Below are 21,469 nucleotides of genomic sequence, written 5' to 3'. Positions count from 1 at the left end.
ACGATCATGAAGAAGGCAACCAGCTCGCCGGCAAAGGTCGGCGAGACGACGACGGCTGCACCTGAAAACGGCGCGGTCGAATACCGCATCAAGCCGGGCGTCCCGTGGATCAACGGAAAGCGCGTCAAAGACCAGCAAACCGTTACCTTGAATGCGCAGGAGGCGGCCTATGATCTCGGCCTCGGTCGCATTTCGCCTGCAGCGCAGCCAGTGCCGGACGATTGGCCGGCTCCCGCGATCGGCGCCGGTGCTGACGATGGCCGGGATTGATCGGCGCACGGGCGCAATTATCGACGATCTTTCGTCTTCCCTGCAGGCGGCGGTTTTCATTCTCTCGACCCGCATTTCTTCCGTCGTTCTGCTTCGCGAGTTCGGCGGTGGGGTGATCGAGCTTCTCGGCCGGAGCATGACGCCATCTTTGTTTGCCGCCTGGCAGCAGCTTATCGCTACGGCGATCGATCTTTGGGAGCCGCGCCTTTCTGTTCGGCGCGTCGTCCCGACAGGCTCCGTCGACGAGATCCGGACGGGCAAAGCGGGGCTGCTCATCGAGGCCGATTTCCGGCCTCGTGGTCACCTCGGCGATTACACGGTCGAGCGCGTGGTCGGCTTCACTCTCAGTTTTGGCGGCGGCATCAGGGCGGTAGCATCATGACATCCACGTATGCTCCTACGGCGATCGACCTTTCGCGCCTTCCCGCGCCGCAGGCTATCGAGCCTCTTTCAACGCCGACGCTGCTGCAGGCCTATATCGACCGCTTTCTTGCGTTCTGGGCCGAGCAGCGGATCGTCGATCCGACGCTTCCTGCTTTCGACGAGCAGCGATTGCAGACGAACCCGGCGATCGTCGTCGGCCGTGCGTGGACCTACTTGCGCCTTCTCGATCGCCAGCGGGTTAATGATGGCCTGCGGGCGCTGCTGGCGCCGCTCTCGACGGGAAGCAATCTCGACGCGCTTGTCGCCGGCCGCAACATCCAGCGGCTTGTGATCGCGCCGGCCACTGCCGACGAGCCTGCTATTCTGGAAAGTGATGAGGCACTGCTTCGCCGCTATCTGCTTTCCTTCGATGTCCCTTCCGCAGGTTCGGCCGGTCGGTATCTGTTCGACGCATGGTCCGCTTGGCCGCAGTCCGAAGATCGGGCGCTGGGCCTGTGGGACGCTCGTATCAATGGCCGTGCCGTTCACGGGCGGCGTGGCGATACCGACGTCGTCATCATCGGCCCGTTTGGTCGCCTCGCCTCGGATGCGGAAATCTCAGCGGTTCGAGCTGCGGTGACCGATCCGAACCGCGCTCCGGAAGCTGTGGCGATTTCCGTCATGCATGCGACCCGTCTGGAGTATGCGGTTTCGCTTGTGCTGGAAGTTCCGGGCGTCGGTCCCTCTGCGGAAACTATCCGAACGGAAGCGGAGGCGCGCGTCACCAAGGCGGCGACCGACCGCATCATGATCGGAGGCGAAATTCCCGAAGGGCTTCTTGCCGGCGCTGCTTATGGGCCGGGCGTTATCCGGGTTCGTGATCTGTCGCCGGTCGTCATCGAGCCTCAGCCTTACACGGTTCCGGTCATGGCCGGCTTGTCGATCACAGTCGAGGTCCGCCCATGACGAACGCTCGCGTGATTTTGGCTGAAGGCACGGGCCCTCTGGAATGGGCTATGGCCGCCGGTGCGTCCGATGATCTACCGGTTCCCTATGCCCAGATCATGAACCCCTATGAGACACCGCTTGCCTTCCTCCCATGGCTTGCGGCCCACCATTCGGTCGATCTGTGGTTCGACGACTGGTCGGAGGCGCGCAAGCGGGAGATGATCGCGCAGTCGGCCGGCCTGTCTGCGGTCTATCCCGCGTCGCCTCTGGCTGCCTTGAAGGGAACGCTGGCTGGGCTGAAACGGTATCTGGCCTTTGTCGACGCGGAGATCGTCGACCGCATTGCTCATCCCGCCCGTTTCACCTTTGGCCGAGCGATCCTCGGGCGGGCGCCTGTCCATCATCGCAGCTTCGTTGCTCACTACCTGGTGCGGGTGTCCCTTGAGGCACCGGCCAACCGTTTCCAGATCGGTCGCTCGGCATTCGGCCGCGCTGCTCTTCGGCCCGTCGATCTTGAGCCGCTGCGCCGGGTGAAGCGGGCGATGACGATCGCGAAGATCCCGGAAACTCAATATTCGGTCACGTTCGCCTGGCGCCGACCGATCACTGTTCAAGACGGAATACCGATCGACGGCAGTCATATCGTCGGCGGGTGGAGAGACCGACTGCGTCTCGATTAAGGAGCTATCATGAACCGCGTGTCATTCGCCGACGCCGAGATCGCTGATCACGGCGACTTCGAGAATATCGGCCGTTACGCTCAAGACGCCACAGACGGGATCTGGCTCGATGCCATCGGCTATCCCGCTCATTGGGCGGCTTTTACCGTCACTCAGAAATCAGCGCAGGAGGTCACCGTTTCGGCGGGCCGCTATGTCGCCGGCGAGATTGTCTATGAGCACGCCGAGCCGACAAACCTGAACCTGCAGCTGCAGATCCCCGCCGCTGCCTCCGATCAGCGGTGGATTGCCATCCTGCTGCGCGGCGAAGAGGTCATCGTCAGCGAAAACCGGCCCTTCGAAACTTCCGAAGATCCGGAAACCAGCATCATCGTCCAGCGTACGACGCCGAAGACCGTCAAGCGCGTTGTCTCGCTGATCGTACAGCCCGGCGAAGCGAACCCGGTCCCGAGTAAGCCGGTGGTAGCTTCGACCGACGCCTGCATCGCCTATGTGCTGCTGACCTCCGCCGGCATCGACGTAATCGAGCCCGGTAACGACAGCCGCGTGAAAACCCTCTTTGAGATCGAGGGGCGGGTTACGGCGCTGGAAGTGGATCTGAGCGGGCTGTTCCTGCGCACAGAAACGATCGAGACCCAGATTGTAAACATCTGGGGCAAGCTTAGCGAGATCCCGCGCCCGGTCATCATCCGCCAGATGCAGCGTGATATCGGAGCGGCTCGCCTGAAGGTGGACCTTCCGGACGAGGCGCGCGCCTATGCCTTCGACCAGGGCCTTGTCATGGATCAGTGGGACAATACCCATGTGGACTGGCTGGCACGGATCGAGGAAGGCGTGCGCTTCGGCTTCGCTGCCACCTTGCAAGCCCGCCTCGAGGTGCAGGCGGAGGATGATCCGAAGATCGCCTTCCGTGGCCGGCGCATGGTGCCCGCCTTTGACGAGGTGACGCGCATCGCCAACACCTCGCTTGATGGCACGCTGAACATCTCCCAGCTGGTGCATACGGAAACGACGCTCGTCCGAAAGGAAGCGTCGCGTATCCGGATGACTTACGGCCCGACGCAATGGGCCTGCGAGAATCAGGCAGGTTGGGCCGGCCTCGGCGGCGATGCCCGTGTCGGCCAGATGCTGAACGTCGGCGGCGAAACGTTCGAAGTCGTCTATCAGGACGTCAACCATGGCCCCGGTCACCAGACCTATGGCGTTCGGCAGATCCGTTACGAGATCTATAACGAGCCATACTGGGAGTATGTGACCGAGGAAGTCGGCGTCAACGGCTCGATCTATGCGCAGACCTTCCTTGTCGCGCAGCCGATGCAGATGACCAGCGTCGATCTCGCGTTTGCCCGCGTCGGTGTGGATGGCGACGTCCATGTCTTCATCGTCGAAACCACCAATGCCGGCACACCGAAGTTCGACGCCGTTCTCGCGCAGGGCGTACTGCCGCATGCTTCCTTGTCGGTCGGCTGGAACAAATGCATCCTGCCGATCACGCTGCTGGAAAGCGGCAAGCGGTACGCGATCATGACCGTCACGACAGGGGCGCACGCGCTCCATGTCTCGGCCGCCAACAAGTACACGGGCGGGACGCAGTTCGTCACGACGGACGGCGCCTTCGCTCAAGGGTCGACGGAAACCGACTTCTGTTTCCGCGTCAACGCCGCGCGTTACCGCAGCCCGCGCACAGTCATACCGATGCAGGCGCTCAACCTCGCTGACGGGATGACGCAGATCGACATGATCTATGCCGGCTGGGTGCCTGGTGGCTGCCAGCTCGCTTGGGAAATCCGCCCTGCCGGAACCGACAAGTGGGTGGAACTCGATGACGGCGATCCGGCGACAAACCCGCTCGTGGGTCTGCCGTCTTCCGTCGAGCTGCGCATGGTGATGATGGGTACGGCTGACCTCCAGCCGATGATCCAGCTTGACGAGAAGGCGGTTTCCCGCGTCTCGCGAAACCGCGCCAACATGGTCGGGGTGAGCAAGGCGATCAATTTCGGGATCTCCACGACCTCGATCGTGACGCAGTACACGGTCGATGCGTTCGACCCGGCCCATCACGCCTTCACGCCGTCCATCATCGTGGGTGCTGCCGTGGTCGCGCCCTCGACGACGGAAGTTTCCGTCGATCCGAACAGGCCGACCCGGCGCACGTATCTTTCTACCTATACCCTCGGCGCCGCCGCCACGGCTGCGAGGATGCGGATGGCGGCCACCACAGACAATGTCGTCACGGTGCCATTCGTTCAGGACGTCTTCATCTCGGCATTGTGAGGCCAATCATGAAAGTGAACCCCGAGAAGTCTTACCAGGTGAAGTTGGCGCGCCCCGTGAAGCTGGGCGCCTTCACCTATAAGCCGCTGAACGAAATCGATATGGCCGGCAAGGTTCTTGCCGCCATCATCGAGCAGGATGGAGAGGACGCAATCGACTATGCCCGACCGCTCTAACCGCTACCAGCTTCCGTCCTGGCCGCCTACCGACTTCACGCGCGATCTGTGGAATTCCATTTTTGGAGACATCGCCGATCGTCTTACTGCGCGTGAGGATCTGGAAGCCTCCTTCGAAGCTCTTCAGGCGCAGGGCATTCAGGCGTCGCTTGATTACATTCAGGCCAACCTCGCCCCGCAGATCGCCAACCTTCAAACCTCGATCCAGCTCGCACAAGACCAGATCGACCAGATCATCATTGACGGGGTCTCGCCGAATTCGCTGAAGCTCGGCGGCCAGCTTCCCTCGTACTATGCGTCTGCGCAGGCGCTGATCGACGGCCTTGCCGGCAAGGTCTCGACCTCGCTGACGATCAACAACAAGCCCCTGGACGGCAATATCGCGCTGAAGAAGGAAGATGTCGGCCTAGGGAACGTCGACAACACAAAGGATGCAGACAAGCCTATCAGCACCGAACAGGCAAACGCACTTGCGAAGCGAGTTCGGGTTGATAATGCCCAACAGTTCACGGAACTAGAGAAAGGGCGGGCACGCGGCAATATCGGCGCTGACATCCTCGCCGGATATCGAAACAAACTCCTCAACGGAAACTTTGACATCTGGCAGCGGGCAAGCTCACAAACCATAAGCGGCTACGGAAGCGATGACCGTTGGGCCAACAACTATATCGGCGGATCGCATACGGTATCAGTTTGGCAACATCCGCTTGGTCAAACCGACGTGCCGGGCAATCCTACGTTCTTTTCAAGAACCATTGTCACCCACGCCGCCGGTGCGGGAAACTACCACATGAAGCGGCAAACCATTGAGGATGTTCGTCTCCTCAGTGGTAAGACGGTGACAATAACCTTCTATGCAAGGGCTAATGCCGCTCTTCCTATGTTTGTGGAGATGACCCAAACATTTGGAGTGGGCGGCTCACCGTCCACAGCGGTGAACATCCCGGCCGGAAAGGTTATGCTGTCAACCGCATGGCAGCGTTTTGATTTCCTTGTGACCCTTCCGAGCATCGCAGGAAAAACGATTGGCTCTAATGGTGGATCGGGAACCGCGCTCACCTTCTGGTTTGAGGCTGGAAGCGACATGAACTCTCGCTTCGACAACCTCGGCCAACGCTCCGGAACGTTCGACATCTCGCGTGTATCCGTGGTTCTTGGTGACGCCAGAAGCGAGGCCGACCCGTTCGAACCTCGCCACGTCTCTCAAGAATTGATGATGTGCCAGCGCTACTATGAAAGAGGAACGAAGCGTTTTTGGGGACCTAACCAAGCCGTGTTCCTCGGGAATAGCATTGAATTTGCTGTCACAAAGCGGGCCGCTCCGACAGTCACCCTGATTAACGCCACGCTCGGCGGCGGCATCAACTTGCGCGTCGAAGTGCCTACAATCTACAAGTTCGACTTGCTCTTCGATGCCAGCGGGACAAGCCAAACCTACTTCGAAACTAATTGGTTGGCGGAGTGCGAAATATGAACGTGATCGGTTTCACTGACGCCGGCCTGATCCGTGTCATCTTTGATGGGAGCGAAGCCGTTTCATTCGTCCCCGACGACATGGAGAACGCTGATCGGCAGAAAATCGCGGCATGGGAAGCTGCGGGGAACGTCATTCCGCCTTATGTCTCGCCTCCGCAAGTCCTCGGGCCGCTTACGGCCCGGCAACTCCGGCTCGGCCTCGTCATGAACGGTTATGCGATCGAGCAGGTCGAGGCAGCGATCGACGCGATCGAGAACCCGCAGGATCGGGCGGTCGCAAAGATCGAGTGGGAATATGCATCGACGTTCAACCGAACGCATCCACTCATAGCGCAGGTCGGTACGGTGCTCGGCCTCACGTCAGAAACGATCGACGCGATGTGGGAAGCGGCCCTGACGCTTTGAACCCGCCAGATCATTCAGATGACAACCTCTGAAATTGCCCGCCTCCGGCGGGATTTTCTTTGCCCTTTCAGCCCTTGGGCAAGGCTTACCCAACATTCATGGAGCCTATGATGTCCGATCCCGTGTTCGGCATGACCTTCTCGCGCCCTGATGACGAGCCTGTACCTGCGCTGGGTGCGGACTTCTCGAAGGGCCTCCTCATCGAGACCTCGGCGGATGCCGACAATACGGCCTTTCCGATCGGCGAGCCGATCCGAATCTCGACCGGCGACGCCGGCATGATTGCCAAGCTCGGAACCGGCCTGCTGCGCGATGCCGTCAACGGCATCAATGCCCAGCTGAACGGCCTCAATGCCGGCGCCGACGTCACGATCTATCGCGTGGCGGAAGGTGCGACGGCCGCCGAGACGGCCGCCAACATCGCGACCGCTCTTTCGCCGACCAATGTTGCCGCCATTCCCTCGGCTGTGAATGCGACGCCTCGCCTGATCTGGGCGGGTCGCGGTGCCTATCGCGCGAATATGGAGACGGCCGGGCCGGTGGCTGCCGCCCTGCATGCCGCCTGCGAACGCCTGCTGGCGGTATCCATCATCGACGTCGACGACACGTCGGCCGCCAACGCGATCGATGCGCGCGAGACCTTGAATTCCGAACGCATCATGCCGGTCGGCGTGGCGGCTCGGATCTATGAAGGCGCCAACCTGGTCACCCGGCCGATGGGCCCGCGCGTCATCGGTCTTTTTCAGCGCGTCGATTCCGAAAACAACGGCAAGCCGTTCGACCCGATCGCAAACCGGGCGCTCTATGGCATCGCCGGCCTGTCGCGGCAGATCCCGTTCTCTCTTCTCGACGGCTCGACGGAAGGCCAGCAGATGCTGGAAAGCGAAGTTTCCATCGTCGTGGCCGGCGAAAGCGGGGTTGACGGTGCGGTAGCTGACGGCGGTTTCGTGTTCATCGGCACTGACAACACCACGACCGGCGAGCTGTGGAAGCAGATCCACCAGGTGCGCGGCACGGATTACCTGACCGTGAAGATGATGGAGATCACCCGTCAGTTCCTCGGAAAGAAGGTCTCGGCCAGCCGCACCGAAGCATGGCTTAACAGCCTGAAGTTCATGCTTCGGGATCATACGGCAGACGAGGACATCCTTGGCTCCGACCTGAAATTCCGTGCCGACAAGAACAGCCCGGAAGAAATCCGTCTCGGCCACCTGACCGTCAACATCGGTATCGAGCCGGCGCCCGCCTTCAAGATCGCCCGACACGAGGTGCGCCGCTACCGCGACGCGGTCACCGGCCTGGTCAACGACATTATCGCCCGTCTCAGCACCGTCAACTAACCAAGCTCGGAAGGATTATTCCCCATGGCACAAATGCCTCTTTACCTGCTCACCGCGGTTGACGTTCGCCGGGTGTCGCAGCCGGATACGATGCGCGGCATCACGATCGCTTCGCTCACGTTGCCCGGCATCACGTTTGCAACCGGCGAGCATAATCCCGGCGGTGGCGTGATGGCGGTGAACTTCTCGCTGCCGCGCGTCGAAGCGCCCGAGCCGGCTTTTTCCGCAAAGGGCATCGACACCGATATCTTCAGTGGACTGGGCGAGGTCGACAAATGGGTGTTCGCCGGCAGTTACCTGAAGCGCGGCCCTGGTGGCGGCGCTCCGGTTGCCGGCCGCGCCATTATCGAGGGGGTCATCAACGCATGGGAGCCCGACGAGAGCGCGCCGGCGGAATTCCAGGGATGCACCCATACATTCGCGGAAGTGACGCATTACGAGTTCCACCTCGACGGGAAGGAACTGTTCTATGTCGATTTCTGGGAGCGCATCATGCGCGTCAACGGCGTTGATCGTTTTGCGAGCCATCGCCGCGCGCTGGGTGGGTGATCCGCCTCGCGGGCTTAGATCGCTATGACTAAGCCCGCCGGCAAAAGAATAACGATGGCGCCGATCAGGACCACGCTTATCTGGCGTGCGCTCATCTTCATCGCTCCTCCAATGATGCAGGCGAAAAGTATCGCAAGGAAGAGACCGATTAGCAGGTTCTGAGCGGCGACCATCCGCAAGACGATATCGGCGAGCAGCATGGACAGAAGTACAATCGTCAACCCCTTCCATGCCGGTTGCCCCCCGCTTTTTGCGCCCGCAGCGCCACCAATGCTGGCAATCCCAATCACCAGCAGCCCCAATTCAACGTCTGACATCTTCACCTCAAAAGCCCCGCCGCGAGCCGGCAATTTTTCACGTCGAAAGGAAAAACACAATGTCGGAGAAGACAACCACCGTAAAACTGCAGACGCCGATCCAGAACGGCGATCAAATGGTGAGCGAGCTTACTTTCCGCGAAGCCGAAGTCGGTGACCTCCTCGATGCCGCCAACTGCAGCACCGAAATGGAAAAGATCGTGACCGTAATGGCTGCGATCTCCGGTACTCCCCTCCCCGTTTTCCGGAAGATCAAGGCCCGCGACCTGGCAAGCATCATGAAGCAGGTCGGCAACCCGGTGGGAAACGAGATCTAGACGCCGACTGGCTGGGGATTTCGATCTACGTCGCACACTGGACGAATACGCCGCTGGACATGATCTGGCGGTGGCGCCCTGCCCGCCTGCTTCAGGCTTTCAATCGCACAAAGAAATTGTTTGAAAAGTAAGGAACGCGGCCATGACCACGCATGAAAGCCGGCTGAAAATTACCCTGCTGGATCAGGTGACCAGCCGTGCGCGCGGGATCTCCGCCGCCCTTGGCGGGATCGAGCGTCAGGCCGCGTCTTTCTACGCGCCGTTCCGCTCGCTCGGCGGGCAGCTGCTTGCATTCGGCGGTGCATATCTGGGTGTGTCGGAAGGCATCAAGAGCACCGCCGGCGCTGCGATCCAATTCGAAAGCGCTTTCGCCGACGTCCGCAAGGTCGTCGATGCGAATGAAGAGCAGTTCGAGAACCTGCGCCGGACAATTCGCCAGATGTCGACCGAGCTGCCGATCGCGGCCAATGACATCGCTGCGCTGTTTGCCGCAGCCGGCGAATCCGGAGTGGCGACGTCGGATCTCAAGGCTTTCTCCGAGATGGCGGCCCGCGTCGGTATCGCGTTCGATATGTCGGCCGGCGAGGCCGGCGAAAGCCTCGCGAAGCTCAAGACCCAGCTTGGTCTTTCGGTTGCCGAGACCGGTGACATGGCGGATGCCATCAATCACCTGTCGAACAACATGGCTTCCAAAGCGAAGGATATCACGCGCTACATGCTGCGCGTCGGCGCCCTCGCCGAAATGGGCGGCTTCACCAAGGAACAGATTGCCGGTATCGGCAGTGCCATGATTGCCGCCGGCGCCGAGGCCGAAGTTGCGGGCACGGCCATGCAGAACGTCGTCAAGGCGCTCACCCGTGGCGCGTCCGCGAAGAAAGGACAGAAAGAGGTTGCCGCCGCACTCGGCCTTAACCTTCCGCAGATCGCAAAGGAGATGCAGAAGGATGCGCCGAAGGCGATGAAGAAGGTCCTGCAGGCGATTGCGAAAGCGCCGAAGGATCGGCATATCGCCCTCCTCTCCGACTTCTTTGGCGACGAGGCAAAGGCATTCGCGCCGCTGATCGGAAATATGGGGCTGCTTGAACAGGCGCTCGACAGTGTCGGCGACAAGACGAAATATTCCGGTTCCGCGTTCAACGAGTATATCGAGCGCTCGAATACGACCGCCAACGCGCTGCAGCTGCTCGGCAACAAGGTTTCCAACGTCTTCTGGGCGATGGGCGACCAGATGTTGCCGACGATCAAGGAAGCTGCCGCAGGTATAGGCTACGTCCTCGACACGCTCGGCGAGCGCGTTTCAATCTTCGACCAGATCGAAGTCGGGATGAAGGGCTTCGCGCAGGGCCTCGGATATAGCGGCATCCGTGAAATCGTCGAGGATCTCGGTGACCTCTTTGCTGGCAAGATCGACCCGAATGCCGGCGACCAGCTCGGCCGGATCTTCATGCAGGCGAAGGAATGGGGGGCTTCGATCCGCGAACTCAATGCCGCGTTGAAGGAGAACCCGATTGCGCAGTTCTTCGCCGAGATCGCTCCTTATGGTTTGCAGATAATGCTGTGGGGTGCCGGCATAGCCTTCCTCGCGGGCACAGTCCGGAAGCTTGCATCGGCGTTGATGCTTCTCAGCGGCGCCTCCGCGATCATAGGTGCCCTCAAGACGGTTGGAACGATCGCGGACGTCATGTCTGGCGGTACCATGCCAAAGGGCGGAGGGACTAAAACATCAGCTAAGTCGGGTGTGCCGGCTGCGGAAACCGGTCTTTTGGCCAGCTTGGCTCAGTGGGGGCGCTGGGCAAAAGGTGCTTTCGTAGCTGGTGCTCCCGGTCTCATGTCGGGTGCGATGTCTGTTACTCCCGGCGACACCTTTGAAGACCAGGTGCGCCTGCAGAAGCAGTACAGGGAAGACCTTCGCCGCATCCTCGGCCTCAACCAGGATGAAAAGGGAGTCTCCGGCTGGGATCGGTTCTGGTGGGGCAAGTCGGCGGAGCCTGATTTCAACGCTCGCGATCACTTCGGCATCCAGACAAATCCCACCGCGCCGCCCGCCAGTGGAGCGCCGGCGGGCGACATCGATGCTTTGGGTGCGGCCAAGCCTATCAGCCTCGATGCCGCAAGCATCGACGCCATAGCCCAGCCGCGTGGCACGCAGGACGTCAACGTCACCAATCCGCGCCCTGCTCCCAACGTCAATATGACCCTCATCTTTCATAATCACGGGGTCACCAACCCCGAGGAGCTGGCGAATCGGGTGTCGGGTATAGTCGGCCAGCAGCTTCGTGAAGAGGTCACCGGCGTCTATGCGGACACCGGATATGGAGTTGCCTGATGTTGTATCTGATTGGAGCGCTAAAACTCGACACGCGTCCCTTCAGCGTGGACGAGGTCCAGCGGACGATGTCGGCCGATTTCGCCGACAAGCCTATCGTGGGCGGCATGATCGCCCGCGAATTCATGGGTGAAGGTAGTGACAAGCTGATCCTTTCCGGCCAGCTGCTGCCCTTCAAGACTGGTGGCCTGACGGAACTGGAGCTGGTGAAGAGCATGATGCTCGCCGGACTCTCGCAACCGGTTCAACGCGGCGATGGTACGCGCGTCGGCTGGTTTACGATCGACAAGGTTTCAGAGGGGCACAAGGAATTGATGCGCGACGGGGTCGGCTTCTTCATCAGGCATTCCATCGAACTGACGAAGAGCAGCCCCGAGCGTTCCTCCACCTCCGTCATCAATTCGATACTCTCCCTATTCGGGCTCATGGAGTAGACGATGCCACAAACCTTCAAGATCCGCCGCGAAGGAATGACGGTCGAGCTGTTGCTTCACCAGGCATACGGCGTGGAGGGGCGCTCCCTCCTCGAGGAAACGCTTGAGAAGAATCCCGGCCTTTCCAGCCTCGGGCCTTTCCTGCCGCTCGGTACGGTGCTTACCATCCCCGATAAGCCGGCCGCTGATGCCTTCGTCTTCAAGCCCGTCGTCTCTCTCTTCGGAAACTGAACATGCCTTGGACAGTGGATTGGAAAGTCTTCGTCGACGGCGAGGACATGACTTCGGCTATGCGGCCATTCCTGTTGAAGATCTCGATCTCCGACAAGGACGGTTCGGCCAGCGATACCTGCAGTCTCGAATTCGACGACAGCAACGGGCAAATCAAGATGCCGGCGGAAGGGGTGAGCGTGCAGGTATTCCTGCAGGGTGTTTCTGCCTTCACCGGCAAGGTCGATAGTGTCCGCTCTCGTGGGGCTCGCGGAAGCGGCCGAACGCTATCGGTCGGCGCCAAGGGGTTCGATGCAAAGGGAAAGGCGAAGGAGCCGCAGTCGCATCATATGGATGACGCGACACTTCAGCAGTTCCTCGACAAGGCGGCGAAGAATGCCGGGTTGAAGGGCATCACCATCGATCCAGACTTTGCCAGCATTTCGCGGGATTATTGGTCGGCCGGTTCGGAAAGCTTCCTGCATCTCGGCCAGAAGCTCGCCCGCGAACTGGGCGGCACCTTCAAGATCCGCGGTGACCAGGCGGTGCTTGCAAAGCGAGGGCAAGGATTGTCTGCCACCGGCCAACCCATGCCGACCGTAGTCGGCATTGCTCCGGCTCCCGGCGAAACTATTGGCAATGTCATTAATTGGGACATCGCCCCGCTCAACGGTCGGGGAAAGTTCTCCAAGTCGAAGGCTCGCTATTTCGATCGCAAGTCAGCGAGCTTCAAGGAAATCGAGGTGGAGACGGGAATTGAAGCCGATGCCACGGATGAGGTTCGCACGACAGTAGCGGACGAGGGGCAGGCGAAGGCGATTGCAGAAGGGCGCAAGTCTGAAAGCGAGCGCGAAGGTGGGAAGGGAAACGTCACCCTCGACCTCGAAGTGACAGCGCAGGCCGAAGGAACGTTCGTTCTGAAAGGTGCGCGGCCCGGTATCGACGGCTCCTACCGCATTGTCAGCGTGACGCATCAGGCCGACCGATCGGGCGGATCGACGACAGCGCTGGAGCTGAAACAGCCGTCGAGCGGTGCGGGCAAGGATGATCGCAAGTCCGGCGAGGGCCGGTCGGGTTCGACCTCGGCCGCCGAGGGTTCTACCTCGGGCGGCGGGGATGCTTCCAACGGTACAGCGCCTACGGCTCCGGCCGGCAATCGCACCTTTGAGGAATATAACCGCCGCTACGGGCGCACCGACGAGAACTAGAGGTTGGCCGGGAGTCTCCTCCCGGCCATTGAGCCCCCGGCTTCGGGTGGTCGCAGCCCTGCGGCTGCAACGGCGGGCGTTGATTGCCGTCTCTTCCCGCCTGGCAATCCGGTAGGATCATCGCCACACCCAAGGCCCTTTCGGGCGGCAGGGGTTTGGCAGAAAATTCGGTCCTTCACAATGCAAGACTTTTTCCAGTTCACGGCCGTCCGGCCCGTGTCCCCACCCGCTGCTTACCTGGGTGGGAAGAAACAGCTTTCACAGCGGGTGGCCTCCCTATTGGAGCAGATCCCGCACAATCTGTATGCCGAGCCATTTATCGGTATGGGCGGTGTTTTCTTCCGCCGCTCTCTCGTTCCGAAAAGCGAGGTGATCAACGATCGGTCTGGCGACGTCGCCACGCTCTTCCGGATATTGCAACGGCACTACCCGCAATTCATGGAAGTCATGAAGTTCCAGCTCACTTCAAGGCGAGAGTTCGAGCGTCTCGCTGCAACCGATCCCTCCACCCTTACCGATCTGGAGCGGGCTGCAAGATTTCTCTACCTGCAGCGTCTCTCATTCGGCGGCAAGATCGTGGGTCGTAGTTTCGGGGTGGATACGACCGGGCCGGCCCGGTTCAATCTCGGCCGCCTTGGCATCATCCTTGAGGAAGTCCACGAAAGGCTTTCCGGGGTGGTGATAGAAAACCTTGACTGGTCTGACTTCGTCGACCGCTACGACAGGACGGAAACCCTCTTCTATCTCGACCCTCCCTATTACGGGAACGAGGGCGATTATGGAAAGGATGCGTTTTCTCGCTCGACCTTCACCGTCATGGCCGAGCGCCTGGCGAGGATCAAAGGGCGATTCATGATTTCGCTCAATGACTGCGCCGGCGTGCGCGAGGTGTTTTCGGCCTTCCCGATGATCTCCGTCAATCTCACCTATACGGTTCGCGGTGGCGTCGGCAAAGACGTCGGTGAGGTCATCATCCTCGACGGCAAAGACCCTATGCCCCCTAACCTACCGCTGCGGTAGATCTTCAATCACCCTTCCGACATCGCGGCGGCTCCATTGCCGGAGCTGACCGCAATCCCGGCGCCAGTTCGCGCCTCCCCTCCCCTCAACATTTGGAGAAAATCATGATCACTGCCGCACAGGTGCGCGCGGCCGCTAAGGTGCGCGTCGTTGAAAGCAATCTCAGCTCTGTCCTGATCGCGCTCCAGCGCTTCGGGCCGGCCGTTGGCCTCAACCTTCCGCATCGCGAGGTGCCCTATCTGGCGCAGCTCATGCACGAGAGTGGCAGCTTCCGTTTCGATCGGGAAATCTGGGGCCCGACGCCGGCGCAGGAGCGGTACGACACGCGCGCCGACCTTGGCAACACGCCGCAGAAGGATGGCGACGGCAAGAAGTTCATGGGGCGCACCGGAGGGCAGATTACCGGCCGGGCAAATTACGCCGCCTTCCGCGACTGGTGCGCCGAGAAGGGCATGAACCCTCCGGATTTCGTCAAGAACCCGGAACTGCTCAATACCGACCCCTGGGAGGGGTTGGGGCCAATCTGGTATTGGGATGTCGGCAATCCCGATCGCAAGTCGCTCAATCGCTATGCCGACCGCAACGACCAGGAGATGATAACGAGGCGGTGGAACGGCGGCCTGAACGGCTATCCGGACCGGCTCGACTATTACACCCGCCTCGGGCTCGTATATCTCGGTTATAAAGCGACGGAAATTCTAGCTTTCCAGAAAGCCGCAAAGGCGGCCGGGAAATATCGCGGCAACCTCGACGGGTTGGACGGGCCGCAGACGCGCGCAGCGATCCACCTCATGCTCGCGGATCTCGCGCCCAAGGCGATCGGCCCCGCGATTGTGTCGCCTGCTCCGGTGACGGAGGAGAAGCCCGTTCCCGTTCCAGTCACGCCGCCAAGCCTCGATGCCCCCTGGTGGAAGTCGAAGGAAGTGCTTGTGCCGGCCGTGACGGGTACGGGTTTGTCCAGCGCTCTTTCCGCGATCGGCGGGATGCCCTGGCAAAACCTGTTACTGGTCCTGCTCGCCGTGGCCGGGATTTCCGGATTCCTCTACTGGCGCAAGAGCGCCGACAGGAAGGCCGTGGCGAAGACGGTGGAGGGAATGGCGTGATGGGCCTCCTCGACTGGATGAAGCTTGGTGCCGGCGCGATCGTCGGCGGCGCCCTCATGGCCGCTCCTGCCTATTTCTACGGCCGGCAGGAAGCGGCCGAGGCCGCCAAAATCGAGGCGGCCAAGAATGCACTCAATCGCATCGAGAAACTGGAGAAGAACAATGCGAATTTCCGCAGGCTTTCGGATCGCGATCGTTGTCTTGTCTTCATGCGTGACAGCGGCTTGCCAGAGCGGGAGTGTGAGTGACGGCGCGGGTTATCAGATCGTAAGGTTTTCCGATCCGGCCGCTGCGCGCCTTGCCTCGCAAGATGCCACTGCCGGGCCGGCCATCCATACCAATAACGAGCAGTGCCGGCGCGATCCGGCATGCCGAAAATAGCTTTCACCCACTGACGAAAAGGCCGGCCATGCCCGACAAATACAATTCGCTCATTGAGCTGCTGAACGCCTGGATGGGCGGAGCGGCGACGACAATACTTGCCGCCATGGTCGGCCGCGCCATGTGGCACGGCAACGAGGCGCGCAAGGGGCATCGGAAATTCTTCGGCATAGAGCTGCTATGGGAGTTTCCGGTTGCTCTCGGCATGGCGCTGGTCGGTGAAAGTGCGGCGTCCTACTTCGATCTCGGGCAGCCGGTTTCCACGGGGCTGATCGCCGCCCTCGCCTATCTGGGGCCTCGGGGCATGGAGGTGCTTTTGCAGAAATGGATTGCGCGCAAGTCGGCGTAATCAGCGCCTGCGCCGCTTGCCAAAGCGCGTGTTGACCGGTTTGCCCTCCGGAACGTCGCGCTGCCATATCCGGGTGCTGATATCCGCTTCGGTTGCGGCGGCTAGAAAAGCTTCCCGTGCACGATCGGGATCTTGCTTGCCTTCCAAAACTGCAAGGCAGGCCTGTTTTGCCGTACTGTAGGCGGTGCCTCTTTTTGTCGGCCATTCGTAAAGCAGGACACGGGCCGCCTCCTCTGTGTCGCTGATAACCTTATAGGCGCCGATCTTTCCCAGCTCGGCTTCGATCGGTTTACTCCATACGCCTTGCATCGGACGAACTCCGCACGTCGAGCATTTCAACCGGGATCAATGGGAATCGTTCCCGATTGCCTGTTTAAGAACTAAAAAAGCCGCTCCGGAAACGGGGCGGCTTTTTTGGTTTCTGGTCTTGATAAAGGGGCCTTTGGCTTCCCTTCTCAAATCTCTCCGTGCGGAAGGCGGTTACGCCATTTCCAGTGTGGGAACTGCGCTCAGATCAATGCTGTTTTCGGCATGCCATGCGTCATATGCGGCCTGCATACGCAGCCATACCGTTGCGCCGTCACCAAAAAGCTTTCCCAGGCGCGCTGCCACATTCGCGGAGACGGGCTTCCTTTCGGCCAAAATATCATGCAACTGCTGTCGAGAAATCCCGAGCATGCTGGCAATTTCAATCTTGCTCTTACCGGTCTCCGGTATAATGTCATTGAGTAACGCGCCCGGATGAGACGGGCACCTCTTGAGGGGCCTTGCTACATCGTAAGCCATTCTCTTCTCCATAGTCATCTTTCTAGGAACTGCTGCCTCGGCAGTTACCAGCGCCAGCCGTCTAAGCTGGCGCTGGATTTGTTAGTGGTATTGCTCCAGATCAACTTGGGATGCTTCGCCATTTTCAAATTCAAACGTGATGCACCATGGGCCATTGATATGGATTGTGTACCGCGTCGGATCGAAGCCCTTCAATGGGTGAAAGTTAAACCCCGGCAGCTTTAGATCGCTTAAGTTGGTCGCCTGTTCTAGGCGGTCCAATCGAACCAAAATCCGCTTTTGAAGATCTTCCCGAACCTTGCTTGATTTTCCTGTTTCAAAAAGCTCTTTGAGCGCTTTGCTCTTAAATGTCTTAATCATGTCATTCCTACGTTTCCATGCGCTGCCCATTGGCTGTTAACAATGGCGAGAATGTAAGCAAGTTGCTTACGATTGTCAATAGCATCGTAAGCGGATTGCTTACAGCGCGTCAGGGTATCGGAATGGTTCTTTGAGACTACCAGTCCCGATTATCCTCATACCTGCTGTTGCTCAGGCTGTGCGCGCTGCCAGCCTGGCCGGGATTTTCAGGATCAGCTTGCGATAAAGTGAGCCGTCGCTTGGCGACATCGAATTTCCTCGTCAAAGCTCGGGCGATGTCGCCGGCCGCCTCATGCCGGGCAATGTCCCATTCGGCTCTATCCGTCCACCGTTTCGCGTCGTCATCATCGATATCGAAGAGTGCGGTAAAAACGGTCAGATAGACATCGTGCCGGCCGGCCGGCTCTCTGTTTCCGAAGTCCCAGTGAAAGGAGAATGGACCGAACGTTCCCCGCTCCATGAGCTGGCGAGCAATTGCATGGATATCGCCGGCATGCCGCCGGCGCGACCGACCAGTGCCGGCGAATGCATTGATACTGGGTTTTGATAAGCAACCTATCTGCACGGCAATGGCAGACTTGAGTTCTCGGGTGATATCATCCATGGCGGCGACCTTATGTTTTCATCAAGCGCCGCCGCAAAGCGCGTTCTTTAAATGTTCTTATTTTAGCGCTCTGTCAAGCGTTCCTTGGCAGGAACCACAATCGCGCACCCCTGCCCTTCAATAGGAAAGGCCGCTCCGAAGATCGGGGCGGCTTTATACTTCCATGGACGGGATTTCTCCTGCCGACATAAGCTCTTGTATCTTGACGGTATTCGCCTCAGTTAGAAACCGAAAACAGACTTTGGTTTCAGTACCTACGGCGGCAGATTACAGGTAGGGCATTCTCGCATGCAATGCGTCAATTTGCGTTAACGCATATGCGTCAAGGAACGCCGGCCTTATCCATCAGCTCTTTCAGTGCCTCGGGATAGCTTAGCCGGTTTTGCATCGCCCATGATACGAACCGGTTATAAGTCGATATCGGCGGGCGAATATTCAGGTTGGCGGAGGGCTCCGCCTCCTTCCTGCGGACGATCTTTTGCACCGGTTCCCGCGAAACGAAGCCATGCTTCTCCGCGACCTCGTCTATCTTGCGATCGGGTACGACGGTTTCCGGCTCGGTATCCGGTTTGATGCTGGCGAGGCGATCGAAGCCCAAATTTTTCCCGCTCATTCTGCAGCCTCCTTCTCAATGACGATGTCTACCAGCTCTTCCGTCAGCCGGAGAGCATTGTCGCGCGCCTGCGGCAGCCCGTTCACCTCGGCCGGGTCCAGCTCCTGAAGGTCGAGCTGATGGAAGAACATGCTTTTAAACGCGGCCCGCTCGTTCAGATGCGACTTGAACTGCGGGATGCTGCCGGCCTGAAGCTGTTTGATAATGGCCTTTTCCAGCTTCGTCGGGATCTGCGGTGACGTGCGGGTGAACAGGACGCGGAACGGAATTGTCTTGTCGAAGGCATCCCCCTCGTCCTTGATCAGGTGGATCGCTCGCGCTGCAAGCTCCGCGTCCGTGGGGCTCGCCTGGATAGGGATTATGACCAGGTGCGCGCGGAACAAAGCGCGGGACATCAGGCGGCTTGCGGTTCCTTCAAGGTCGACGAATACGAACTGGCGGAGCCGGCGGTGTTCGTCGAGCTTTTGCTTAAAACTCTCCTCATCGGTGGCGCTGTCGACGATGACTGGATTTTGCGACCCCCCTGCCCTCCATCCTGCTATCGGCTGGTTGCGGTCGCAGTCCAGAATGGTGACGCTCGCGCCCTGGCGGGCAAGCGTGGTGGCGAGGACGAGCGTCGTTGTCGACTTGCCCGCTCCGCCCTTCGGGTTGGCAACGGCGATCACTGGCATCGGGGAGCCTTTCTTTTGGTGGACGATGAGGCGTCATGATCAACGATAATGCTTGCCCATACGTTAACATTCTACATGATGGACGCAAATGCGTTATCGCGCTTCATCCCGCATTATACTGCACTTACGTTGACGTGCGTTAATCATGACGCAGATGCGTCAATAATGGAATTGGCGATTTCGGCAGGCTCTCTTTCAAGAGCCCATGCAACATTCGCAAAAGGTCGCAAGGCTAGACCTTTTTAAGAAACCTATCTCGGTGTGCCCGCCGCGCGGCCGCGTTAGCGGACGCTGTAAGCGGCGACCGCTCATTCTTCTCTCTTACTAAGGAATCTAGATGGGGATTCAGTCTGTCTGGCGGACTCGCGTTGCTTAATGAAAGAACCAAGCCGGGCGAGGGCTTGTCCTAACCGGTTATCGCCAACGTCAAAGAGTGCCAGCTGATCCAGCGCTAAGCCTTTACGGTGTTCCTCGATAACGGCTACACGCTCCATATCGGCTTGTTCGCGATCCTCGGGGAGGGGAGGGGCTTCGCCATAGCGGCCCAGGCATGCGGCAGCCCTCGGGGGCAGGGCGAGGCGATAAGCATTGCTGGTCTGCTTGACCTGCGGGCCCTTGCCTTCATTCTCTGTCGGCACATAGCGACGCAGCCAGTCAATGAAGCCATGCTGGCGCAACGCTTTCAGCCCACGCACGATCGCATCACGGGAGCGGCGCAGTTTAGCCATCATCGTATCAAGCGATGGCTCAAGGCGGCCGGTCCTGAAGTCGATCAGGTTTGCAAGATACTCAAGGATCTCGATACCGACAGCACCAAGCGGGCCATTGCGGCAACCGTGCTGCTTATTGGCGATCTCATACTTGCGTGCGGCGAGTACGATGCGCCTGGCATCCTGACGCGTCGTGCGGCGCCAGAACACTCCCTCGCAGTGACCCGCAAGCCGCGAGTTGCGGTGGACCGGCGTGCGCGCACGCCTACCCTTCGCCGGCACGATCGCCAGCGCGGCACCCATCTGCTTGAACATGCTTCCCGTCCTTCCACTTTGGGAAGGGCATGGACTCAGGGCAAAGAATCTGCATTCCCGCGAGTCGTGACTCTTGCAGGTTTTAATTCTGTGGACTATGTTGAGCGTGTTCTTGGGCGCTCACCATAGTTGCCTATCATCCAAAAAGCCCTGCCTCGCCAAAGGCGGGGCTTTTACTTTATGCCCTTATCGGTTCACTCTGAGACCTCGTGTTTCCTAAAACTGCCGGCAGCAGCGGCGCGCCGCCCCGCTCGGCCTTGAGTGCGTCGTAAAGTGCGGACTTCCCGACTTTAAGGCGGCCGGCGGCCTCCTTCACGTTCAGTCCACTCTTGATCAACTCTTTCGCGCGCTTCAGCTTTTCCGCATCCACTACCGGCTTGCGGCCGCCTTTGCGTCCCTTAGCGCTCGCCGCCATCAGGCCGGCGCGGGTGCGCTCGCTGATGAGGTCGCGTTCGAACTGGGCGAATGCTCCAAACAGATGGAAGAACAGCCGACCGTTTGGTGTGGTCGTGTCGATTTCCTCTGTGAGCGACTTAAAGCCGACCTTCTTCTTCTCCAGCTCGACGACGAGGTCCACCAGGTGTTTCAGCGATCGGCCGGCGCGATCGAGTTTCCAGACAACGAAAGTGTCTCCGTCTCGCAGGAAGCGCATCGCCTCGGTCAATCCCGGCCGGTCGGCCTTCGCGCCGGAAGCAACGTCCGAAAAAATCTTGTCACAGCCAGCCCTGGTAAGGGCGTCACGCTGTAGGGTGGTGTCCTGGTCATCAGTTGAAACTCTGACGTAGCCGATCAAAGCCATGGCGCAAGAATCATCCGTTATTTCGATAACTTTGGAATGTTTCCGATTTCCCATTGATTCGCAACTATGGTGGAAGCATTCGGCGCCGGCTGACAAACGACCGTTTTCCGGACGCTCCATTATGCCGCTTCTCTGGGAGGCTGCCAGCGGATCAACACGCCTTCGAAGTTGCCGCCTTCCGGATGATTGAGCGACCAGAACATCCCCATATTGTGCCGGGCGAAGATGCTGTCCAAGCCGCCGGCGCCGAGCAGCTGCTCGGGTGCGAACCCATCGGCGCGTGCAAAGGCCTCGATCTCGTCGGCCGAAAGCCGGACGCCGTTGATCTCGATCCCCGAGATCTCGACCCGCCGGCGCTCGATGATGATCCGGTCGACGCCGACGCAAGGCGCATCCGGTATGATCCTGCGGCAATGACGGGTGCGCATGCCCTGGTAGAGCTGCAGCATTTCGCCCGGCCGGGCG

The 21,469-nt window shown here is 59.9% G+C and carries 29 protein-coding genes; 19 read left to right on the top strand and 10 right to left on the bottom strand.

Annotated features, from left to right (window positions below; all coding sequences use genetic code 11):
• Positions 1–6: 6 nt before the first annotated feature.
• The 10 genes from YH62_RS27550 to YH62_RS27510 all read left to right on the top strand — a co-directional run bounded on the left by YH62_RS27550 (position 7) and on the right by YH62_RS27510 (position 8,481).
• Positions 7–270 carry a hypothetical protein gene (locus tag YH62_RS27550; RefSeq protein ID WP_046797529.1) on the top strand — a complete coding sequence of 88 codons (264 nt, stop codon included), beginning with the start codon at positions 7–9 and terminating at the stop codon, positions 268–270.
• Entirely contained in the window at positions 257–652 is a 396-nt protein-coding gene (locus YH62_RS27545) for a GPW/gp25 family protein (RefSeq protein WP_046797528.1), read from the top strand. Before YH62_RS27550 ends, YH62_RS27545 begins: the two co-directional genes overlap by 14 nt.
• A complete protein-coding gene (locus YH62_RS27540; protein ID WP_046797527.1) occupies positions 649–1,599 on the top strand; it encodes a baseplate J/gp47 family protein in 951 nt (316 codons plus the stop codon). The genes YH62_RS27545 and YH62_RS27540 overlap by 4 nt, the downstream gene beginning before the upstream one ends.
• A complete protein-coding gene (locus YH62_RS27535; protein ID WP_046797526.1) occupies positions 1,596–2,261 on the top strand; it encodes a phage tail protein I in 666 nt (221 codons plus the stop codon). Before YH62_RS27540 ends, YH62_RS27535 begins: the two co-directional genes overlap by 4 nt.
• Positions 2,262–2,270: 9 nt before the next feature.
• On the top strand, positions 2,271–4,535 hold the full coding sequence (locus YH62_RS27530) for a hypothetical protein (RefSeq protein WP_046797525.1): 2,265 nt from the start codon (positions 2,271–2,273) through the stop codon (positions 4,533–4,535).
• An 8-nt stretch (positions 4,536–4,543) separates the two neighbouring features.
• Complete coding sequence (locus YH62_RS30615; RefSeq protein ID WP_170986358.1) at positions 4,544–4,711, top strand: hypothetical protein; 168 nt, start codon at positions 4,544–4,546, stop codon at positions 4,709–4,711.
• Positions 4,695–6,185 (top strand): hypothetical protein, encoded by a 1,491-nt coding sequence (locus YH62_RS29220; RefSeq protein WP_052760542.1) that lies wholly within the window; start codon positions 4,695–4,697, stop codon positions 6,183–6,185. Before YH62_RS30615 ends, YH62_RS29220 begins: the two co-directional genes overlap by 17 nt.
• Entirely contained in the window at positions 6,182–6,592 is a 411-nt protein-coding gene (locus YH62_RS29215; protein ID WP_052760541.1) for a hypothetical protein, read from the top strand. Before YH62_RS29220 ends, YH62_RS29215 begins: the two co-directional genes overlap by 4 nt.
• Positions 6,593–6,699: 107 nt before the next feature.
• Positions 6,700–7,932: a phage tail protein gene (locus tag YH62_RS27515; RefSeq protein WP_245282229.1), complete on the top strand. Its 1,233-nt coding sequence runs from the start codon at positions 6,700–6,702 to the stop codon at positions 7,930–7,932.
• A gap of 24 nt (positions 7,933–7,956) precedes the next feature.
• On the top strand, positions 7,957–8,481 hold the full coding sequence (locus YH62_RS27510; RefSeq protein WP_046797523.1) for a phage major tail tube protein: 525 nt from the start codon (positions 7,957–7,959) through the stop codon (positions 8,479–8,481).
• A 14-nt stretch (positions 8,482–8,495) separates the two neighbouring features.
• Here the strand turns inward: YH62_RS27510 and YH62_RS29840 are convergent, their stop codons facing one another.
• Positions 8,496–8,798 (bottom strand): hypothetical protein, encoded by a 303-nt coding sequence (locus YH62_RS29840; RefSeq protein ID WP_046797522.1) that lies wholly within the window; start codon positions 8,796–8,798, stop codon positions 8,496–8,498.
• A 59-nt stretch (positions 8,799–8,857) separates the two neighbouring features.
• Here YH62_RS29840 and YH62_RS30610 point away from each other — a divergent pair, with 59 nt between their 5' ends.
• The 9 genes from YH62_RS30610 (at position 8,858) to YH62_RS27460 (ending at position 16,146) form a co-directional block, all read left to right on the top strand.
• On the top strand, positions 8,858–9,115 hold the full coding sequence (locus YH62_RS30610) for a phage tail assembly protein (RefSeq protein WP_046797521.1): 258 nt from the start codon (positions 8,858–8,860) through the stop codon (positions 9,113–9,115).
• A gap of 142 nt (positions 9,116–9,257) precedes the next feature.
• The gene (locus YH62_RS27495) at positions 9,258–11,441 is read left to right on the top strand and encodes a phage tail tape measure protein (RefSeq protein WP_046797520.1); all 2,184 of its coding nucleotides are present in this window, start codon (positions 9,258–9,260) and stop codon (positions 11,439–11,441) included.
• On the top strand, positions 11,441–11,875 hold the full coding sequence (locus YH62_RS27490) for a phage tail protein (protein ID WP_046797519.1): 435 nt from the start codon (positions 11,441–11,443) through the stop codon (positions 11,873–11,875). Before YH62_RS27495 ends, YH62_RS27490 begins: the two co-directional genes overlap by 1 nt.
• Positions 11,876–11,878: 3 nt before the next feature.
• A complete protein-coding gene (locus tag YH62_RS27485; protein WP_046797518.1) occupies positions 11,879–12,106 on the top strand; it encodes a tail protein X in 228 nt (75 codons plus the stop codon).
• A gap of 2 nt (positions 12,107–12,108) precedes the next feature.
• Entirely contained in the window at positions 12,109–13,293 is a 1,185-nt protein-coding gene (locus YH62_RS27480; RefSeq protein WP_197082559.1) for a late control D family protein, read from the top strand.
• A gap of 180 nt (positions 13,294–13,473) precedes the next feature.
• Positions 13,474–14,313, top strand: coding sequence for a DNA adenine methylase (locus YH62_RS27475; RefSeq protein ID WP_046797517.1), 840 nt, complete (start codon positions 13,474–13,476; stop codon positions 14,311–14,313).
• Between the two features lie 104 nt (positions 14,314–14,417).
• The gene (locus tag YH62_RS30360; RefSeq protein ID WP_046797516.1) at positions 14,418–15,416 is read left to right on the top strand and encodes a glycoside hydrolase family 19 protein; all 999 of its coding nucleotides are present in this window, start codon (positions 14,418–14,420) and stop codon (positions 15,414–15,416) included.
• Positions 15,416–15,664 (top strand): hypothetical protein, encoded by a 249-nt coding sequence (locus YH62_RS27465; RefSeq protein WP_046797515.1) that lies wholly within the window; start codon positions 15,416–15,418, stop codon positions 15,662–15,664. The genes YH62_RS30360 and YH62_RS27465 overlap by 1 nt, the downstream gene beginning before the upstream one ends.
• 161 nt (positions 15,665–15,825) lie before the next feature.
• A complete protein-coding gene (locus tag YH62_RS27460; protein ID WP_046797514.1) occupies positions 15,826–16,146 on the top strand; it encodes a phage holin family protein in 321 nt (106 codons plus the stop codon).
• Here the strand turns inward: YH62_RS27460 and YH62_RS27455 are convergent, their stop codons facing one another.
• From YH62_RS27455 to YH62_RS30605, 9 genes are all read right to left on the bottom strand, one after another.
• A complete protein-coding gene (locus tag YH62_RS27455; RefSeq protein ID WP_052760540.1) occupies positions 16,147–16,455 on the bottom strand; it encodes a DUF982 domain-containing protein in 309 nt (102 codons plus the stop codon).
• A gap of 171 nt (positions 16,456–16,626) precedes the next feature.
• The gene (locus YH62_RS27450; RefSeq protein ID WP_046797513.1) at positions 16,627–16,932 is read right to left on the bottom strand and encodes a HigA family addiction module antitoxin; all 306 of its coding nucleotides are present in this window, start codon (positions 16,930–16,932) and stop codon (positions 16,627–16,629) included.
• Positions 16,933–17,013: 81 nt separating this feature from the next.
• Positions 17,014–17,292, bottom strand: a complete 279-nt coding sequence (locus tag YH62_RS27445; RefSeq protein WP_046797512.1) for a type II toxin-antitoxin system RelE/ParE family toxin — start codon at positions 17,290–17,292, stop codon at positions 17,014–17,016.
• A 136-nt stretch (positions 17,293–17,428) separates the two neighbouring features.
• Positions 17,429–17,896 carry a hypothetical protein gene (locus YH62_RS27440; RefSeq protein ID WP_046797511.1) on the bottom strand — a complete coding sequence of 156 codons (468 nt, stop codon included), beginning with the start codon at positions 17,894–17,896 and terminating at the stop codon, positions 17,429–17,431.
• Positions 17,897–18,218: 322 nt separating this feature from the next.
• Positions 18,219–18,509, bottom strand: coding sequence for a hypothetical protein (locus tag YH62_RS27435; protein WP_046797510.1), 291 nt, complete (start codon positions 18,507–18,509; stop codon positions 18,219–18,221).
• A complete protein-coding gene (locus tag YH62_RS27430; RefSeq protein WP_046797509.1) occupies positions 18,506–19,180 on the bottom strand; it encodes a ParA family protein in 675 nt (224 codons plus the stop codon). The genes YH62_RS27435 and YH62_RS27430 overlap by 4 nt, the downstream gene beginning before the upstream one ends.
• Before the next feature lie 308 nt (positions 19,181–19,488).
• Positions 19,489–20,205 carry a replication protein A gene (locus YH62_RS27425; RefSeq protein WP_046797508.1) on the bottom strand — a complete coding sequence of 239 codons (717 nt, stop codon included), beginning with the start codon at positions 20,203–20,205 and terminating at the stop codon, positions 19,489–19,491.
• A gap of 178 nt (positions 20,206–20,383) precedes the next feature.
• Positions 20,384–21,004 (bottom strand): recombinase family protein, encoded by a 621-nt coding sequence (locus tag YH62_RS27420; RefSeq protein WP_046797507.1) that lies wholly within the window; start codon positions 21,002–21,004, stop codon positions 20,384–20,386.
• 119 nt (positions 21,005–21,123) lie between these two features.
• Positions 21,124–21,469: hypothetical protein (locus tag YH62_RS30605; protein ID WP_046797506.1), on the bottom strand; the 346-nt coding region annotated here is incomplete at its 5' end.

The sequence above is a fragment of the Rhizobium sp. LC145 genome (assembly GCF_001005825.1).
Taxonomy (GTDB): domain Bacteria; phylum Pseudomonadota; class Alphaproteobacteria; order Rhizobiales; family Rhizobiaceae; genus Neorhizobium.
Note: the sequence above shows the minus strand (reverse complement) of the source record. Positions and strands in the feature narration are given on the sequence as shown.

Coding starts and splice junctions, on each gene's coding strand:
- YH62_RS27460 (WP_046797514.1), top strand. CDS start 15,826: ATGCCCGACAAATACAATTCGCTCATTGAGCTGCTGAACGCCTGGATG.
- YH62_RS27515 (WP_245282229.1), top strand. CDS start 6,700: ATGATGTCCGATCCCGTGTTCGGCATGACCTTCTCGCGCCCTGATGAC.
- YH62_RS27485 (WP_046797518.1), top strand. CDS start 11,879: ATGCCACAAACCTTCAAGATCCGCCGCGAAGGAATGACGGTCGAGCTG.
- YH62_RS27420 (WP_046797507.1), bottom strand. CDS start 21,004: ATGGCTTTGATCGGCTACGTCAGAGTTTCAACTGATGACCAGGACACC.
- YH62_RS27440 (WP_046797511.1), bottom strand. CDS start 17,896: ATGGATGATATCACCCGAGAACTCAAGTCTGCCATTGCCGTGCAGATA.
- YH62_RS27545 (WP_046797528.1), top strand. CDS start 257: ATGGCCGGGATTGATCGGCGCACGGGCGCAATTATCGACGATCTTTCG.
- YH62_RS27445 (WP_046797512.1), bottom strand. CDS start 17,292: ATGATTAAGACATTTAAGAGCAAAGCGCTCAAAGAGCTTTTTGAAACA.
- YH62_RS27430 (WP_046797509.1), bottom strand. CDS start 19,180: ATGCCAGTGATCGCCGTTGCCAACCCGAAGGGCGGAGCGGGCAAGTCG.
- YH62_RS27450 (WP_046797513.1), bottom strand. CDS start 16,932: ATGGCTTACGATGTAGCAAGGCCCCTCAAGAGGTGCCCGTCTCATCCG.
- YH62_RS27550 (WP_046797529.1), top strand. CDS start 7: ATGAAGAAGGCAACCAGCTCGCCGGCAAAGGTCGGCGAGACGACGACG.
- YH62_RS29840 (WP_046797522.1), bottom strand. CDS start 8,798: ATGTCAGACGTTGAATTGGGGCTGCTGGTGATTGGGATTGCCAGCATT.
- YH62_RS27530 (WP_046797525.1), top strand. CDS start 2,271: ATGAACCGCGTGTCATTCGCCGACGCCGAGATCGCTGATCACGGCGAC.
- YH62_RS27510 (WP_046797523.1), top strand. CDS start 7,957: ATGGCACAAATGCCTCTTTACCTGCTCACCGCGGTTGACGTTCGCCGG.
- YH62_RS27465 (WP_046797515.1), top strand. CDS start 15,416: ATGGGCCTCCTCGACTGGATGAAGCTTGGTGCCGGCGCGATCGTCGGC.
- YH62_RS30610 (WP_046797521.1), top strand. CDS start 8,858: ATGTCGGAGAAGACAACCACCGTAAAACTGCAGACGCCGATCCAGAAC.
- YH62_RS27490 (WP_046797519.1), top strand. CDS start 11,441: ATGTTGTATCTGATTGGAGCGCTAAAACTCGACACGCGTCCCTTCAGC.
- YH62_RS27455 (WP_052760540.1), bottom strand. CDS start 16,455: ATGCAAGGCGTATGGAGTAAACCGATCGAAGCCGAGCTGGGAAAGATC.
- YH62_RS27540 (WP_046797527.1), top strand. CDS start 649: ATGACATCCACGTATGCTCCTACGGCGATCGACCTTTCGCGCCTTCCC.
- YH62_RS27495 (WP_046797520.1), top strand. CDS start 9,258: ATGACCACGCATGAAAGCCGGCTGAAAATTACCCTGCTGGATCAGGTG.
- YH62_RS30615 (WP_170986358.1), top strand. CDS start 4,544: ATGAAAGTGAACCCCGAGAAGTCTTACCAGGTGAAGTTGGCGCGCCCC.
- YH62_RS27480 (WP_197082559.1), top strand. CDS start 12,109: ATGCCTTGGACAGTGGATTGGAAAGTCTTCGTCGACGGCGAGGACATG.
- YH62_RS27425 (WP_046797508.1), bottom strand. CDS start 20,205: ATGTTCAAGCAGATGGGTGCCGCGCTGGCGATCGTGCCGGCGAAGGGT.
- YH62_RS27435 (WP_046797510.1), bottom strand. CDS start 18,509: ATGAGCGGGAAAAATTTGGGCTTCGATCGCCTCGCCAGCATCAAACCG.
- YH62_RS30360 (WP_046797516.1), top strand. CDS start 14,418: ATGATCACTGCCGCACAGGTGCGCGCGGCCGCTAAGGTGCGCGTCGTT.
- YH62_RS29220 (WP_052760542.1), top strand. CDS start 4,695: ATGCCCGACCGCTCTAACCGCTACCAGCTTCCGTCCTGGCCGCCTACC.
- YH62_RS27535 (WP_046797526.1), top strand. CDS start 1,596: ATGACGAACGCTCGCGTGATTTTGGCTGAAGGCACGGGCCCTCTGGAA.
- YH62_RS27475 (WP_046797517.1), top strand. CDS start 13,474: ATGCAAGACTTTTTCCAGTTCACGGCCGTCCGGCCCGTGTCCCCACCC.
- YH62_RS29215 (WP_052760541.1), top strand. CDS start 6,182: ATGAACGTGATCGGTTTCACTGACGCCGGCCTGATCCGTGTCATCTTT.